Source organism: Desulfatibacillum aliphaticivorans DSM 15576 (assembly GCF_000429905.1).
GTDB lineage: Bacteria > Desulfobacterota > Desulfobacteria > Desulfobacterales > Desulfatibacillaceae > Desulfatibacillum > Desulfatibacillum aliphaticivorans.
Window position 1 is genome coordinate 32002 of the sequence record NZ_AUCT01000038.1, and the last position, 17057, is coordinate 49058.

Consider the following 17057-nt stretch of genomic DNA (forward strand, 5'->3'; position numbering starts at 1 on the left):
AATTTCTTACTATTTCAATCAGTCGTAAACCAGGGCGTCGGAAAATTCAAGCAGGTCGTTGGACAGATAAGCCTGCATCTCAGCCAGGGCGCGGGGCGTGCGCGGATCCTTGGCGGCGCGATAGGCGATGAGCCTTTGCTTCAAATATTCCCGGGTCCAGGGATGATTCGGACCGAAGGCGCCCACGGCTGCCAGGGCTTCCTCAAAGCCGACCACTTGCGCTGCGGCCAGTCTTGTTTCCAAGCGCTGCTCCTCCGCCTGCATCAGGCAAAACGGATGAGCCGCCACGGCCAGTATCCTGGCGGCTGCATTTGCATCTTCCCGGGCCAATTCCTTTGCCAGATCCAGCCCCCATTGCACAGCGACGGGCCACGTCCAGGGATGAGTGGACATCCCGGAGAACGCCTTTTCCAAAGAGCCCAAAGCCTGTTCCTTTTGGCCTGTTTTCCAATAAAATTCAGCCCGGATAATATGTGAAGCATCGGGCCATTGCCCATCCATTTCAGAGCACAGGTCCAAGGCTTTTTCATGCCCTTCAATTGCCAGGGCATGGGCGTTCATGGCGATTTCCAGGGGAGACTCAGGCTTTATATTCAAAGCGTTCCATTGGCTGAGGAAGCTCAAATAATTTTCCTGCTGAAAAGACTGGCAGGCCCGGACCATGGGCTCCAATCTTGGAGAGAACAGATCCGGCGAAAGGTCAGGGCTGTCCGCCAGGACGAACAATTCCACCTGCTGCCTTTTGATCCGGTGCAAATCCACGTTTCCCCGGGCGAAAAAGGGCTTACGGTAATGCTCCCGCTCTTCCGCGTCCTGCATGCCAATGACGGATTTGGGATCTATCCGCCCCTGAGCGCCCGCCATAATGGCGTAGGCCTGGGGCTGGTCGTCCCGGCTGGTGATTCCGTGCCAGATCGCCATGCCGGACAGCATGCGGCTGAACCCCGGCCCGGCCAGATAGCGGCTGAACAGGCCTTCCAGGCCGGACGTCCCCCACACGGCGGTCATGGCCGAAGTGTATGGCTCCGCCGCAAGCCTGGCGCGCAGGGCGTCTTCGTTAAACGAGACCGCCTCTTTGGAGCAAACCAGAAACAGGACGTCGGGCTGGGGCCTAAAGGTGTGCACGTGCGTGAACGCCTCCCCCAAAGCGCCGTAGATGGATTGCAGGGCGATGGGGTCGATGCCCCGGATGGAAATGGAAAGATTGAAGACGCCTCCGGGGGCGAGCCTGCGGGCTGCCAGTTGGAAAAACTCCGCCGTGTACAATCCGGGATTGGAAGCCAGGGGCGCGGCCTGGCCTTTTTGTACGATCAAATCGTACCGTCTTTTCTTAAAACGCAATACGGGGGCGAACTCCGCCATCTGAACTTGCACCTTGGAGTTTTCAAGGACGTTAAGGTTGGCGGGGCCGCAAAGCCGGGCCATTTCCAGGCTATAAGGGTTTTGCTCCGCAACGAGGATTTCCTGAATCCCCCTCTCTTTGACCAGCCAGCCGGGCGTGACGCCGGCGCCCAATCCCAAAATCAGGGCGGATTTGGGGCTGGGATGCAGCGCAGCCGGAACCAGTCCGGCCATGACATCCCTGGAAGCGTCCCAACGCACGTTGACTCGGGCTGCGCCGTTTTCCAAAAGTTCCAGGCCGTCCCCGGCCTTGATCGCCGTGGCGCCTTTGGGGCTGTGCGCCTCCCATTTGACCTGCCTTCGCACGGTGCGCATGTTGTTCAAGATGGAATTGAAATCCTGATTTTGAAGGGCGGCGATTTCGTTTAAGGGATCATGCTGGGTCCAGACCGTGGAAGGACCGGGCAGCCTGAACATCATCAGGGACGTTAGGCCAAGAGCGAGAATCAGCACGAACGAGACTGGCTTACGATTCCCAGTTAAAAAAATAACGGAAAGAACACCTGCAAAAAGGATTGCCGCAAAACCGACGCCCCTGAATACGGAAAGCGTTGATACGCTTGAATAGCTTAAGCCGAAGGCGATCAGCAGGCCAAGGCCGGCGCCCATGGCAAGACATGCCGCGGCTTTGCCTTCCTGGACCGGAGAGGCGGCGGCTTTTCCTATGGATTGCAACCCGCATGCTAAATAACCGGCTGCGATTCCGGGAACAAAGACGGCAAGGCCTGATACAACAGTCTGCATGGCGTAATAATATGGCATGCCCTGGCTTTTGATGAGCCCCAAGGCGTCGGAGAGGATGGCAATTTTGTCCCCGGCGGCCCAGACCAACGCCAACCAGAATCCCATGATCCCCAGAGGCGCCGCAGCGCCGGCTGCGCCTTGGGAGTTGCGCAGGCGGAACAGGATGCATCCGCCTGCTGCGCCGAGCAAGAGGCAGCAAAGCGCGGTCAGGCCCGCCGGATAGGGAAGCGCAGACAAAGGCTGCATCATGCGAATCAGGCTCCATCCCACGATGGAAAGGCATGATCCCGCCGCCAGCAATAAAAGACCATGCCTGTCCAGCAGCCGGATTTCCTGGGGTGCGGGTTCAGATAAAGGGGACATTCTGGCCAGATTATTGGCTCCAATGGCGGTCATGACCAGAAAGACCGCCGGAATCCACAACCCAGGCCCTGTGAGAGCGAGATTCAACCCAAAGCCCAATGCCAACCCCACGGCCGCGCCTGCCAGCCACACGCCTGAAAGCAGGCTGCTTTGCGGCCTGCCTCTTTCCAGCAGGGCCGCGGAAGCGGGAAGCACGGCGCCGGTCATCATGGCGGAAGGGGCGGCGGCCAGGGCTATGGCCAAAGCGCCTGCCAGAGCAGCGCCGCCGGGAAAGGCCCACCCGATTTTTCCGATTACGGGATACAGGGCCTTGATGGGCATGGTCCACAAAAAGGCCAGGGCTGCAAAGGCGGATAAGGCCAAAGCAAGCCGGGCCATGAATAACATGGGCGTAGGACTTTTTTGCACAAGGCGGTCGCCCAACCAGGCCCCCCAGCCTAAGAAAAGCAGCAGCATAGGAGGCGTTAAAATTACGGACGCCGCAAAGTCGGATACATAAACGGAAAATTGAAAATACAGGACCATGCACACAAAGGCGCCGCAAGCCGTCATAAGGCCGGCCATGACGCAGGCTGCGGGCAGCCTCCACCATGGGGCGGTTTGCACGCCGAAATAAAACGAAGCTCCGTCGGTTTTATGCTGGTCGGCGGTCATGGGGTTTTGGGGCTCCAATGTTTGAATTTTTGCAAATCGGCGGCGGCTTTGTTTTGCAGCGGATCTTCCACAAACCCGTAACAGGCCAGCCGATTGTCCAGGAAATCCAAATCCCACGGTACGTAAGGCTCAAAGGATTTCAGCACAGGCACGGCTTTGGCCTGATCCATGGCGAGCGCGGCGTACAACATGGTTTTTCTGCGGGATTCATCCGAGGCCATGCCGGCGAAAGGCGTTTCCAAACCACCCAAAATCTGCTTGGCGTAAGTTTTTCCTTCCTTGGAGAGCTGGGCCGCGTGCTCCAGGGCGGAGAACAGCTCCAAAGGATGGGCGATCCGATCCGTTTGCAGCGCAGCCAGGATGTCGAGCAAATCCTTTTCCGGCTTATGCAGCTCGCCGGTTTTCCAATGATAGCGCGCCCGGCAAATTTGGGCGCCCACAGGCCACAAGCTGTCCAGGCGATTGGCCTGCTTCAGGGCCAGGGGCGCGCCGTATTCGGCCAAAGCCATGCCCGAGGAAAAAATGTCCGCCGGATAGGGGGAATCTCTAAAAAGCCTCTCCTGCCGGGAGTAGTAAAAATGAACGTCGCCGTCCAAAAGGGCGTCATAAGACTCCCGCTTTCGTTCGTTTAAGGGGGAAAGGCCGGGCAATTCGGGCGCCTGCTCACGGCAAAGGTAGAAGGCCAGCAACCGGTTGTGATGGACCTTTTCCCAATCCAGGGAGGCCCCGCTGAGACGCGGTTTGTCCGCCGCAATTGACGCCGCGGCCTCGAACAGATCGTTGATTTCCAGGCCGGAAGGCCTGCCCCAGGCTTGGGAGAAAGCGGCTTCCAGCGCAGGCAAATCGCGGGTGGAGATCCAGTTGCGGGAGAGGGCTTTTTCTCCCGCGGAAACGGCGAGTTTATCGGACGCAATGAACCGGGCCAGCAGGCCTTCCACGTCCGTGACGCTCCAGGCCTTGGCAAGGCGGGATCGGTAGGGCTCAACAGCGATCATACCGGCCAGTTTGTCCGCATCCAGGACGATCGGCTGCTGAGAGCAGACCAAAGCAAGATTGTGCGGGTCGATCATCCAGGTCTGGACTTCGTTAAACGCGGAAGACAACGCCCCGTACAGGATGCTTAAGGATCGGGCGTCCCAGGAATTTAGACGGATATGCTGGATAAACAGTGCGTTCGGGTTCATCCTTTGGGCGGCGGCCTGATAATAGGACGGGGTGTACAGCCTGGACACGCCGGAAACCGAGCAACGGGCCGGATTGCTTATGATGAGGTCGTATTTTTCAGTGCGCATATGCACCGCCGCCAAAGGCCCCTGGTTGATGAGACTGATTTTGGGATTGCTCAGGATTTCCTCGGGGTTGCCGCCTGTCTGGTTTGCAAGAGCGCGGACCGTGGCTGCATCGCAAGCCAAGTCAATGGACTTGACGGACGAAGGCAGGGACGCCCAGGCTGCAGCAGTTCCGTTGGAAAAACCCACGATCAGCACGCGCTGGGCTTGCGGGTGCAGCATCGGCCCTATAAGGCCCAACATACCCTGCGAAAATTCCTCCTGCCGCGCGTTAGTGCGGGGAGCGCCGTTCAGCATTATGCTTTGGCCGCTGCGGATATCCACGCCCACAAAGCCCTGGGGAGTTTCCATCTCCCAGATCCGTCCCCGCCGTAGGCCGTTGGACAGGTCCACCGATTCATTTTTGCTTAACCCCTGGAAATCCATGCCGCCCAAGCCTGGGGCGCCGTGCTTCCAGAGAGCGCCGGGGCCAGGGAAAAACAGAGCCGCGGCGACCAAGGCGGCGGCGACAAGGGCGAAAATCCGGCCGGGAGTTTTGCACGTCCGCCAAATCAAAATGACAAACAAAGCTGCGGCCAATAGAGCGGCGGTTCGGAGGCTGTGCACGGTTCCCAAATGGGGAAGGAAAATCACATAAAAGGAAAGATAGCCGCCCAAAAAGCCGCCCGCCGCCCAAGACGTGAGTCTTGGTTTAGGTTCCGGGCTTAGGGCAGGCAGTGCAGAAAGGCTGTATCCCAAGGCCATGCAGGGCAAAAATTCTATTATCAGGGAGAGAGCGGTCCAGGCGACCGCGTTTCCCGGCGGCCCCAGTCTTCCCAAGGGCCTGAGCAAAGCGGCCAATACCGCGAGGCCGTCTCCCGCCGCAAAAATCCCTCCGACGCAAAGGGCGAAAAGCAGCATGGCCCAGCCGGGGCCGATGGGGGAGGCGCCCTGTTCTGCGGCTTTCCAGGCGAAAAAAATCGCGCCCAGGGCCAGCCCAATGCAAGCTATGGAGACCGCTATCCATAAGGCCGGAAGATAGCCGCCCAGCGGCGGGCTTAAATATCGCAGGAACCAAAGACAGAAAATCGCCAGGATCCAACCCTGCAGAAAAGCCAATGCTTTTAACGATATACCTGAATTGGGCACGTCCGCATTATTGGAAGGCGCGTCAGCTTCCATGGGGGGCCGGAAGAAAAAAAGCCCGGCGCCGGAAGCTGCCAAGACCGCGCATCCGGCGATCAAGGAGGCTTTTACGCCAGCCAGGGAGTACAATAAAAAAGGAAGCACCCAGGCGGCCAGAGCCGCGCCCAAAAAGACGGCGGCCAGACTTTTTCCGCCAGTCTTCAGGCTTGGGCGCACCACGGCGTCGTACAGGCGCGCCCCCGGAATCAGGCAAAACAGGCATGCCGCCTGAATCCATAACCATTGTGGAGAGTGAGGGTCGAAAGCCTGCTGCAAGGCCTCGGTCAGGGCGCCGGCGCTCACCATGAGTCCGGCGCCCAACCAAAACAGGCTGATTGTGGAGAAAAAAAAGCGGAAGCTCACAAAGTTTCCCGATTCAGGAATCAGTTAACAAAGGGACGTCTCAAAACCGTGTTTTTCTTCCAGCGTTCGTCGTTCTTTTCAGGGTACTCGATGTTATAATGGAGGCCGCGGCTCTCCTGCCGGCGCATGGCGCACCGGATGACGAGCTTGGCCACCAGGGCCAGATTCCTCAACTCCACCAGATCCGAGGTAATCTTAAAATCCCAATAATATTCGTTAATCTCCTGGGCGATGTTTTCGGCCCGGTTCTGGGCGCGCTGCAAACGCTTGTTGGAGCGCACAATGCCCACGTAATTCCACATGAACCGGCGGATTTCGTCCCAGTTGGCCGTGACCATAATGGCCTCGTCGCTGTCCGTGGTCCCGACTTCGTCCCAGGGGAGGAGCTCGGGATAAGGCGTCAGGGCGCCGGATTCCAGCTCCGCAACGGCCCGTTTGGAGGCGCGATCCGCATAAACCAGGGCCTCCAAAAGGGAGTTGCTGGCGAGCCGGTTGGCGCCGTGCAAGCCCGTGCAGGCGGTTTCCCCCACCACATAAAGGCGGGCGATGTCGGTTCTGCCGTCCAGGTCGGTGGCCACGCCGCCGCACATATAATGGGCTGCAGGAACGACCGGGATGGGCTCTTTGGTCATGTCCACCCCAAAGGAGTAGCATTTTTCGTAAATATTGGGAAAACGCTCTTTTACAAAAGCTGCGTCCTTGTGGGAGATGTCCAGGTAAACCGAGTCGTCGCCGCTTTTCTTCAGCTCCGTGTCAATGGCGCGGGCCACCACGTCGCGGCAGGCCAGGTCTTTTTGGGGATCGTATTTTTCCATAAAGGCGTTACCCTTGGAATCCAAAAGGACCGCGCCCTCGCCGCGCACCGCCTCGGAAATGAGGAAGTTCTTGGCGTCCGGGTGATACATGCACGTGGGATGGAACTGGACGAATTCCAGGTTGGCCACCCTTGCTCCGGCCCGGTAAGCCATGGCGATGCCGTCGCCGGTGGCGATGTCCGGGTTGGAGGTGTACAAATACACCTTGCCCGCGCCGCCGGTGGCCAACAGGGTGATCTTGCCGGAAAATGTGTGGACCTCGTTGGCTTTGGAGTCCAGGACGTAGGCGCCGCAGCAGGCTTCCTCGTGAGAGGTAACCACAATGCCGCGCTTCATACGCATGGAGTAGGTGACCAGGTCGATGGCGATATGGTCTTCAAAAACCGTGATGCGGTCGTGCTCGCGGACGTTTTGCACCAGGACCCGTTCGATTTCCCGACCGGTCATGTCCTGGGCGTGGACGATGCGCTGACGGGAATGGCCGCCCTCGCGGCCCAGGCTCAACTCGGGTTCTCCTTCGCCTTCCTTTTCCTGCTTGAGGTTGAACTGAACTCCCATGTCGATGAGTTCGCGAATGCGGTCCGGGCCGCCCTTGACCACCATTTCCACCACTTCCTCGTCGCACAGGCCGTCGCCGGCGGCGTGGGTGTCCTGGATATGAAGGTCGAAACTGTCCAACTTGCTGAAAACGGAGGCCACGCCTCCCTGGGCCGCTTCGGTGCTTGTGTCCGTGATGCCCTTTTTTGTGATGACGGCCACGCTCCCGTGTTGGGCGGCTTTGAGGGCGAAAGTCAAGCCTCCCACCCCGCTGCCGATGACCAGAAAATCAAAATTGTATTCCATGCACTAGGCTCCTTGTAATTAAAATGCGCCCTTTCCTGGGGCTTAACGCAAAAGGGAACCGGACTTGCGCTTTCTGTTTACGCCGCCCAGGATGATTCCCGTCAATAGAACGGCGGCGCCGGAAAGAAACCACCTCCAGCGGGTATCCCTTCTGAGTTCCTTTAACTCCGCTTCAGCGCTTTCCGCAATATTCTTTTGCCGCTCGGTTTCGCGGCGTGCAGCTTCCAACTGCTGTTTAACCGTGAAAAAATCTGCGGAATCCGCCTTGAGGGAGTTGTATTCTTTTTGAAGATTCGACGCGGTCTGGCTGTTTTGGGTATTCTCCTGGTTCAGGAGGGTGTTTTCCTCGGACAGCCGGCTGTTTTCCGTGGTGAGCTCCGCCATGGCCTCCCGAAGCCTGGCCAGCTCCTTTTGCGTCCTTTCCAGGGTGCGGCCGCAAGGCTCCTGGGCGGTGAGCATCCGGGACAGCACCCAGCCTTCCTTGCCGTCGCCCAGCCGAATCTTGGCCCAGCCGTCGGATTGCTCCAGAAGCTCCACGGTCTGGCCCGTGTCCAGCATGGCGATGATCCGGTAGTCTACGCCCTTTCCGCTGCGCATGTTTATTTTTGTAATATCGCCTATGTATATTGTGTCCGCAAAGGATAGAGAAGTTCCGGACAGGATTAACAGGATTACAGCCAAAATATAACGTCTCATCAAATTCACTCCAAAGCATTGGCGATTAAAAGATACCAATCAGGCTCAGCAGGCCCGCAACGGGGATTTTCCGCCTTATAAGTCAATGAGGATATGGGTAACTAGCGAATCTGTCAATATAAACGTTGAAATCCCGCCCGGCTGTGTTATATTATTAAAGCATAGCCTCCATGGGAACGTGGATGGATTTTTTAGAACAACCTTTGCAAAGCAATTTGTCAGCCATGATTATTTTTGACCTGCAATGCATTAATGGACACGTTTTCGAGGGATGGTTCGACGACCTGGAATCCCTGGAAGACCAGTTGTCCAGAAAACTCGTGAGCTGCCCGGTTTGCGATTCCACGGAAGCAGTGCGCGTGCCTTCGACCTTTGGAATCAAGACTTCCTCCAGCCAGTACAGGGAACAGGCTCCGCCGCCGCAGTTGAACGAGGAGCAGATCATCAAGCAATTGACTGAATATGTAGATAAAAACTTTGATAATGTGGGAAGCAAGTTTACGGATGAGGCCCTGAAAATCCACTACGGAGCCTCCGAACCCCGCAACATCCGCGGCACCAGCACCAAGGCCCAGGAAGAGCTCCTGGCCAAGGAAGGGGTGAACTTCGTCAAGTTCCCCATGCCCGCCGCCCCCAAAAACGATACGGACGCTTAAATTCAATCTGCTTATAAGCTGATTTATTGCATCCAGCCCACGTTGGAGCTATGCCCGCTTTTTTTGCTCCTTTTTTACCTTGTTACGCAGCCTAAAGCTCGATATCCCGGATATTGAAAGCCGCCGATAGCCCTGGCGCCCAGCGCCATCCAATCGAACAAAAACCAAAGATTAACGCATTGGCAATGGACAAAGCTACATTAAAGCTATAAATCAGCTTCGACATCTTTTTCCATGTTGGAGCAATTTATGGATCTTTTGGAAGTAACAAGGCTTTATGAAGCGCATTGCCGCCTTGAGCGCAACCTTTCCCAACATTCTTTAAGGGCATATTCATGCGATCTTAAAAAATTTACATCTTATTTGCTGCAAAACGGGATAGTCATAATCCCTGACCAAAGAATCAATAGCCACTTAATAATCAAATATCTGGGCTACCTACAGTCTGAAAAAAATCTGAAGCGCAGCTCCATCAAACGAAACATCGCCTGCCTTAAACTATTTTTCAAATGGATGAAACGGTCCAATATCATTGAAGAAACTCCGTTTAATGACCTGGATATAAAAATCAAGCTCCCTAAACGCCTGCCCCGAAGCCTTAACGCCCAGGAGATGAGCCTTCTCTTGAACGGGTCGGCCGATACGGTAAACCTGTGCGCAAACGAGGCCTATTCCTTTCCGCCTTTGCAGGACGCGGTCTCCCTAAAAAGCATCAACAGGCTGACGGCCCTGTTGGCCCTGGAGTTGTTGTTCGCCACCGGAGTCAGGGTGTCGGAGCTGGCGGCTATACGGATTAAGGACATCCGCCTGGGCGACAACACCATCTATATTTACGGCAAAGGGGATCAGGAACGGCGGGTCTTTATCTCGGACGAGAATGTCATGAGCCTGCTTCTGCATTACATGGACGCAAGAAACTACCTGGAGGTGCAGCACGACTATCTGCTGTTCAATTCTCGAAGACGCCCGGCTTCGGCGCAGTTCATCCGCAAGCTGGTTGTAAAGTCCGGCAAAACAGGCGGGCTGAGCCGCCGGGTTACGCCCCATATGCTGCGCCACTCCTGCGCCACCCATTTGCTGGAAGCCGGAATCGACATTCGGTACGTTCAGAGGCTTCTCGGCCACCAAAACATTTCAACCACCCAGATTTACACCAAAGTCAGCGACACCCGCCTAAAGGAATTCATCTCCCAAGCAAATATCAGAAATAAGGTTTGGAGTAAAAAAAGCGATAACTAGGAATTATCGATGTTTTCTTACTATAAGGAAGCTCTTAAAAGGTTTATTGATCTAAGTACAAATGACCCTGCATCGGTATTGGCTAAGGAGAATGCCTTGCAAGGGCTGGCTACATTATTAAAATGCTACAAAAACAACGGCTTATCCTACAATAACCTATATATAGTCGCTCTTCCTGACTTTACCTACACACGCAATAAATTGCGCTGGAACGCGGGATTTTCCTATGGATGCATTCTTTTTCTAGATCAAACGACAGATCCTATTATCCCGTTAGAAGCAAGGCCTAACGCATGTGGGATAATATTTTCAAAAATTTCAGATTGGGAAGAAAATGAAGTAAAATTTTGCGATAAAATATTGGATGTTTTTAGTTCTTACGATGAAATTGATAAAGGCGATTTCCAAAAACGAAATCACTTTTTTGCTGTATACGCAACAGAAGATAAAAAAAATTTCTATGCATTACTCCATGGTTCCTTTTCAAAGGTAAAACGCGATACAGATCAGAGACCGGGCCTGTACGTGGACAGAAGCATGTACTGGCAAAATAATTCTCATAAAATTAGTCTTGGATCTGAAAACTATCATTATCTTATTGGCGATAAAGCTACACAGTATTATAATTTATATACTGAACATGAACAATTTTCGATCCTATATAGAGAAAAGCTATTTAATGACCTGTTTGGAGAACATCAAGTGCTCTCTAACTCAACTCATGAAGGGTTTCACGATATATCCACTCTATTATTAGGGGCCTATGCTTCTGAAAAAATGTTCGAAACACCACTAATGCTTTCTCCTGATTCATTGTTGCCTTTAATTTCGATAAGCAAAACGATTGAAGAACTGACCTCGGGAAAGGTGAAGAAATGCCTATACTGCACACCTCATGGTGGTGGATACCAACTTGAGGGCGTTTCTGATGCAGCAATTGCATACAGAGATGAAGGCAAGTATCATTCGCCCTATTTTTCATTGAATTTTAAAGGGCTTAGCTACAACCTATACGCAAAAAACATTGCAGACCTGCCTTTCAAGTACAGAAAAAATACCGCATCTGTATGGTGCTCGGACTTTGGTGCAGGAAGAATCCAAAAAAATCTTGTACCGATTTTTTCGACTAAAATATGATTAAACCTGGAAAACTGTGGAGAGGGAGTCTCGTAAGATAGGAGTTATTGGTTCAACTCCAGCAAGGAAGTTATCTATTTGCTCGCGTAGCGTCATGGGGAGTTTGAGTAGAAGTTCGCTAACAAGATCACGCATCTCTTGGGACTCTAAGCCTCTTAAAAGGACAGCCTCTTTTTTCAAACAATTAAAGGAAAAACTCGATGAAATAGATTGTAATTCCAAAAGAATTTGTCTATATCTTATCGTTAATCCCATCTCTTTAGATAATGGAATCAAAGAATGAAGAATTTTTTTTGCAACATCCATTTCGCCCATTTTGTTTAAAATTCCGGCTAACACGATTCCCGAGGAAACTACCTCTTTTTTTAAAGCCATATCTACAGCAATTTTATAGGCCATATCTGCGTTCTTGAATGCTTGTTCTAAATTATGCTTTGCCTCGATTTTAGCCTTTAATTTGTATGAAAAAATCAACCCTCTGGTATGGTTCAAAGACTCCTTAATTTTTATACTTTCCTCATTATACTCATTTGCCATTGAGTAATTACTCATCTTAAAATAACATTTGGCAATTCTATATAAAATAAAAGCTCTTCTTTTTTTTGTTAGTATACCCTTCATGCCCGCAAGAAAAAGGAATGTGTCTAACGCCGACTGATTAAAGCCGATAGTTTCCTCTATCATCGCTATTCGATGAGTTGCTTTGACCAATAGCGCCTTGCTCATTGAAAATGATAAATGGTAAGCAGCAAGTTGGATAATTAGCGCCTTCTTCAAGTCTCCACAAATGTAACTCGTCCTCCTGTCAACGGTCGTTTAAAAATGGGCCATTTTCGGTCGTGAGAATTGGGCCACCTTTACTCCTTCTCCGACCTTGGGGCCACCTCCTTTCCGATCCTCCCTTTCAGCCTGAAGCTGTTCCCTTTGATGTTGATCACCGCGCTGTGATGCAGCAGGCGATCCAAAATCGCCGTGACAATGACCGGATCATGAAAAAGCTCCGTCCAATCAGAAAAAGCCTTGTTGGATGTGACGACCGTGCTCGCCTTTTCGTACCGGTTGGCCACAAACCGAAAAAACAGATTGCATTCCTCCCTGTCAATGGGCGTGTATCCCACCTCATCCACAATCACCAACGCGGATTTGTAATAACTCCGACCCTTTCCAGGACGCCCCGCCTCATGATCCTTCCTCAGCTTACCGATCAGATCCTCCATGGTGGTGAAGTAAATGCTCAACCCCGACTGGCACGCCTTGATGGCCAAAGCCACAGCCAGGTGCGTCTTGCCCACGCCCGGAGGCCCCAGAAAGATCACGTTGCCGTTCTGCCTCACAAAGGTCAGATCAAACAGGGACATGACTTTTTGTCGGTCCAGTTGGGGCTGGAAGGTAAAATCAAACTCCTCGATCCCCTTGATGAACGGCAGCCCCGAGATTTTCAGGGCGGTCTCCACCCTCCGTTGCTCCTTTTGGGCCACCTCTTCCTCCAAAAGATCGTCCAAAAAAGAAAGATAGCTTTTGCTCTGGGCCTGGGCGGTTTCGGTCGCCCCATCCAGGATTTCCCGGATGCGGGGAAGGCGCAGCCGGGCCAGATTGGATTCGATCCGGTCCAAAACCAGGGAATCGCTCATGGCTGCGCCTCCCTGGCCGCCTGGTCATAAACCGACGCCGGGCGAACCTGGACGTCCAGGTCGTATTTGGCCTTGCAGGGGCTGATGGTATGCTTGGCCCTGCCTTTTCCTGTCCTGGCATGGCCATATTTGCGCCGGTTCATCTCCCGATCCTTTTTAAGGGCCTCATAAAACCGGGGATTCTGCACCAGATTGCCCTTGTCTCCGGGGATCTCGTATTGCACCACCTGACGGTCGTCGGCAAAGACCCTCATGCCCTGGTCCTTGACCCGCAAAAGCACCTGTTTGCCCACCAAAGTGTGGGGAAGCACATAGCTGTTGCGTTCAAAACGGACCGTGCAATCCTTGGTGACTTTCCGGTAAATCCGGTAGGATGTGTCAAATTCCCGGCGCGGCAAAGGCGCCAGAAAAGGGCGCTCCCGCTCAAAGCGTTGGGACACCACTTCATGGGTGGTGCCGTGAACCCGCTGGTCCTTCAGGGCCAGCCAGGCCAAAAGATCCCGGTTGGCGGACTCCCGGCACACGAATCCATAACCCCGCCAAAAGCCTTCCCGGATAAAGGAATAGGGGCGCTCCACCTTGCCCTTGACCCAGGCGGCGTAGGCGGGCGCCACCCTGGGCGTGAACCCGTAATGCAGGGCAAAGCCCATGAGGCTGTCATTGAACCGGTCTTTGCCCAGGATTTTTCCGATATAGACGTTCTTCATGCGGTCGTACAGGATCTCCCGGGGAAGCCCGCCAAAATGGCGGAAGGCCCGGATATGGCAATCCAGGAAGGTGGGCAGGTCGCAGCGTTCCACGATCTCGGCGTACATGCGCCGGGAATATCCCAGGATCATGGCGAACACGAAGAATTTGTCGATGCCGCCGTCCGGCCGTTCCACCTGGAACTCACCGAAGTCCACCTGGGCCTGGTATCCGGGTTCGGTTTCAAAGCGCATGAAGGCCACCTTGTGGTGTTCCGCCTTCATCACCCCAACTTTGCGTTTAACGATTTCGTAACTTCCGGCAAATCCCATGGCGGCAAGGCGGTCGTAAATCCAGGTGGCCTTGTACTTTGGATCTTCTTCCAGGAAGGCTTTGATATGGCCGTGGAATGGATCCACCTTGCTGGATCGCTCCCGCTTTTTGGGCGGTTCAAAGGCCAGTTGGGGGTTGTCGATGTATTTTTTCACGGTGGTGCGGCTGATTCCCAGCTTTTCGGCGATGGCGTGCTGGGAAAGCCCTTGCCGATGCATGGCGTTAATGTCCAAAACGGTCTCCTTTTTTTCAATTGAACCCACTCCGTTGTTTTGAGGGTAAAAGGACAAATATACCCTTTTCACAAGGCATGGGAAATGGAGGATCTGCCCTCACGGCTATCCTCCAACTCCCTGCCAGGTGGCCCAATTCTACACGACCATTTTTGGCTCAATTTAATACGACCATTAACACCTCCCCAGTAAGAAAAGAAATTGTATCCCCTCTTCACTACTAATAGGAACTTGTTTTTCTATCACCTTCATTGATTCTTCAACCACGGATTCAAATTGATTATTAAAGTAAAGGATCCGAGTCTTTGTATATTGCCATTTACAATAATCATTATTTTTAGTATCTATACTTGAGTCGACGATCTCTACCAACTGCCGAGCTTGCTTAAGTTCGCCAACTCTTTCCAACAAAGATATCTTCTTTATTGATAAATTAATAAAATCACAATCTTCAACAAGTAAGTTGTTTATTACGACAATTAGTTCTAAGTCCAACCCTCCATCCATCAGCCTCTCGAAATAATCATCTAAAACAAATAAGGCATTATTGTACTCAAAAGAATTTATATATGCATTGATGATATCAATAGCTATTGCAATGTTGCACTTCGTCTCATTTTGAAGGATTCTTAACGATGTCTCTCCTATAGATTCCCCTTGAAAGGTATTTTTAGCAAATAATTTAATGCTATCATGAAGAAAGCATTTTGAGCCGGCAATATTTACTATCATTTTTTCGCATAAACTTTCTAGAGGTGATAAAGATTTTTGTTTTTTAAAGGACTTTACACTGACAGGTAGCCGACAAAGAGCTAATGCTTTCACAACACCTATCTCGTCTGCTTTTAGATGACTCAAATACTTTTGGAAAACCAATTCGGGCACAGGTAGAGCGTCTATATTTTCAGTACCTTCAGATAGTCTATCTGCGAACGCTGCATATAATGGAAGTCCGCCGTAGTATTTGCCCAATATAGATAATGAGGAAGGAGTGGGGTATGTTCCAGTTTGTTGGTAAATCAACTCTTTTAAATGCTTTGTAGATAAGCCGTTAATATGAATATATCTTATTTTGTTGCGAAGTAAAAGACTGTATGAAAAGATGTTGTACCAACCAATCAAATAAAATTGGCATGTACATTTGTTGATCAAACGCATTAACAAGGTTATAAGCACATCATTTTCATGTCTACACTTATGAACATCATCAATAAAAATTATGGGATGATATCGGGCTGTCAGTTCTATTAATAAATGGATAAGAGTGTTTGTTAAACCAAAGCCATAACTGTTAAAGTAATTATGTAGTTCTCCATCATCACAATTAATTTTAAAGAAATCACCCAGAGAACTCAGAAAGGCCTTGCTCTGATTGTCGGAATCGTGTTCTCCAATTATTGAATGCCAGTATACAGCTCGGCCTGACTTAAAAAAGTGTTGGGCAACATTTTTTGCTATTTGAGATTTACCCACCCCGGAGATGCCATGTATATAATAGGAAGAGCATTTGACATCTTTAAGGAGTTTGATTTCATCCTCCCTGTCGACAAGGGAATGATCTGAGAGGGATATTGTTGACTCATACTCTAAAGCCGTTTTTTCAATAGAATATAGTCTTTGCTTTATTGATTTTTCAAAATGACTTAACAATCGAGGCAATATCTGCTCGCGAATTGAAGATCTTTCATGAAAAATTAAGCTTTGATAGGATCTGATGTTAGCTTGATCCTCATAGTCAATATTGATATTGTAGTTATCTGTAAACTTGTGAAGATAATCTTTAGTATCTGGAGTTAAGTACGGAGTAACCCAGAAGTATAATAAGTCCGGTCTATGAACTTTAGCCCAATTCACCGAATTAGAAATCGCCGCAATATTTACTGGTTTAGAATAAAACTTGCATTCAACAGTAACAGAAAATATTTCATTATTATAACGATATAGTAAAGAGATGTCCCTGCCCCTGTCACGCCCCCCCTGCTTCCAATCTATTTTCAATGGGTTTGTACAGGATAGGATATTAAAAACTAATTCTTCAAACTGATCAGGACCGTTTAATTGCATTACCATGATGCAGGACTGTTTCTGTTCATTAAATTGTCGATATCGATAATTCATAGTTATCAGTTTTTGGGGAAAAGATACGCTTTAATTCACATAAAATTTCATAGCAGTCAACCCCATTTTGGGCATTTGGGCGATATTTTAGAATGCATATGAAGCAGGGAGTTGGAGCGCACGGGGTGATATTTAATTTCAATGGTCTGCCCCAAAAGGCTGTAGGATAGTATTATGGCTGTCAGCGGTTGGAGATTGCGGCGGCGTCCACTCTGTATGACTGATTACAGGTGAAAGCGCCGAAATACGTTTGACTCCAACGAGCTTTCCATTGAAACGTTGAATAAACTACTGTGTAAGTGCTAAGCTGATTTTCGGTTGCAAAGCATAGGAAACAGACCACCGAACTTTGACACCAATCTTGCCTTAAACAAGAAATCCAGATTGAAATCATTGAAGATAATATCTGTTTCGGGAAGGTTAATGTAGTACGTAAACTATTGTATTTATACTTGACTTAATGAATAATATATTATAGTGTTTACGCACTATGTATATCCGAATCGTCAAAAGTAAACAGCGGGGCAAGGTCTATCAGTCGGTCCAGATCGCGGAAAGCGTCAGGGAACCCGGCGTCAAAAATCCACGCACCAAAATTATCGCCCATTTGGGCCAGGTGGACAAGCTCAAGGAAAAGGACGTGGATAATATCATCAACGGGCTGTGCAAAGCCATTGGCAGGCCCGCCCGG

At 51.2% G+C, this 17057-nt stretch carries 11 protein-coding genes and 2 pseudogenes; 5 read left to right on the forward strand and 8 right to left on the reverse strand.

What is annotated here, in order from left to right:
* Nucleotides 1-18 precede the first annotated feature (18 nt).
* From G491_RS0124330 to G491_RS0124345, 4 genes are read right to left on the reverse strand one after another with little or no spacing between them, the layout of a single operon-like run.
* Entirely contained in the window at nucleotides 19-3162 is a 3144-nt protein-coding gene (locus tag G491_RS0124330; RefSeq protein ID WP_028316403.1) for a spermine/spermidine synthase domain-containing protein, read from the reverse strand.
* Nucleotides 3159-5978: a spermidine synthase gene (locus G491_RS0124335; RefSeq protein ID WP_028316404.1), complete on the reverse strand. Its 2820-nt coding sequence runs from the start codon at nucleotides 5976-5978 to the stop codon at nucleotides 3159-3161. The genes G491_RS0124330 and G491_RS0124335 overlap by 4 nt, the downstream gene beginning before the upstream one ends.
* Nucleotides 5979-5998: 20 nt before the next feature.
* Complete coding sequence (gene nadB, locus G491_RS0124340) at nucleotides 5999-7636, reverse strand: L-aspartate oxidase (protein ID WP_015949058.1); 1638 nt, start codon at nucleotides 7634-7636, stop codon at nucleotides 5999-6001.
* A 42-nt stretch (nucleotides 7637-7678) separates the two neighbouring features.
* Nucleotides 7679-8332, reverse strand: a complete 654-nt coding sequence (locus G491_RS0124345; RefSeq protein ID WP_028316405.1) for a TIGR04211 family SH3 domain-containing protein — start codon at nucleotides 8330-8332, stop codon at nucleotides 7679-7681.
* Nucleotides 8333-8514: 182 nt separating this feature from the next.
* Here G491_RS0124345 and G491_RS0124350 point away from each other — a divergent pair, with 182 nt between their 5' ends.
* The 4 genes and pseudogenes from G491_RS0124350 (at nucleotide 8515) to G491_RS0124360 (ending at nucleotide 11364) form a co-directional block, all read left to right on the forward strand.
* Nucleotides 8515-8988 carry a DUF1178 family protein gene (locus G491_RS0124350; RefSeq protein WP_248635514.1) on the forward strand — a complete coding sequence of 158 codons (474 nt, stop codon included), beginning with the start codon at nucleotides 8515-8517 and terminating at the stop codon, nucleotides 8986-8988.
* Between the two features lie 249 nt (nucleotides 8989-9237).
* Nucleotides 9238-9498, forward strand: a pseudogene (locus G491_RS36820) (site-specific integrase); the annotation flags it as partial.
* 3 nt (nucleotides 9499-9501) lie between these two features.
* The gene (locus G491_RS36610) at nucleotides 9502-10227 is read left to right on the forward strand and encodes a tyrosine-type recombinase/integrase (RefSeq protein ID WP_487042736.1); all 726 of its coding nucleotides are present in this window, start codon (nucleotides 9502-9504) and stop codon (nucleotides 10225-10227) included.
* Between the two features lie 9 nt (nucleotides 10228-10236).
* Entirely contained in the window at nucleotides 10237-11364 is a 1128-nt protein-coding gene (locus tag G491_RS0124360) for a hypothetical protein (protein WP_028316408.1), read from the forward strand.
* On the opposite strand, the gene G491_RS0124365 is transcribed toward G491_RS0124360, so the two are convergent.
* The 4 genes from G491_RS0124365 to G491_RS0124380 form a co-directional block, all read right to left on the reverse strand.
* On the reverse strand, nucleotides 11365-12141 hold the full coding sequence (locus G491_RS0124365; protein WP_028316409.1) for a hypothetical protein: 777 nt from the start codon (nucleotides 12139-12141) through the stop codon (nucleotides 11365-11367).
* 80 nt (nucleotides 12142-12221) lie between these two features.
* Nucleotides 12222-12995 (reverse strand): IS21-like element helper ATPase IstB, encoded by a 774-nt coding sequence (gene istB, locus G491_RS0124370; RefSeq protein WP_028316410.1) that lies wholly within the window; start codon nucleotides 12993-12995, stop codon nucleotides 12222-12224.
* Nucleotides 12992-14248: an IS21 family transposase gene (istA, locus tag G491_RS32315; protein WP_169829516.1), complete on the reverse strand. Its 1257-nt coding sequence runs from the start codon at nucleotides 14246-14248 to the stop codon at nucleotides 12992-12994. The genes istB and istA overlap by 4 nt, the downstream gene beginning before the upstream one ends.
* 174 nt (nucleotides 14249-14422) lie before the next feature.
* On the reverse strand, nucleotides 14423-16318 hold the full coding sequence (locus tag G491_RS0124380) for a restriction endonuclease (protein WP_028316411.1): 1896 nt from the start codon (nucleotides 16316-16318) through the stop codon (nucleotides 14423-14425).
* Nucleotides 16319-16856: 538 nt separating this feature from the next.
* On the opposite strand from G491_RS0124380, the pseudogene G491_RS0124385 reads away from it, so the two are divergent.
* Nucleotides 16857-17057, forward strand: a pseudogene (locus G491_RS0124385) (hypothetical protein); the annotation flags it as partial.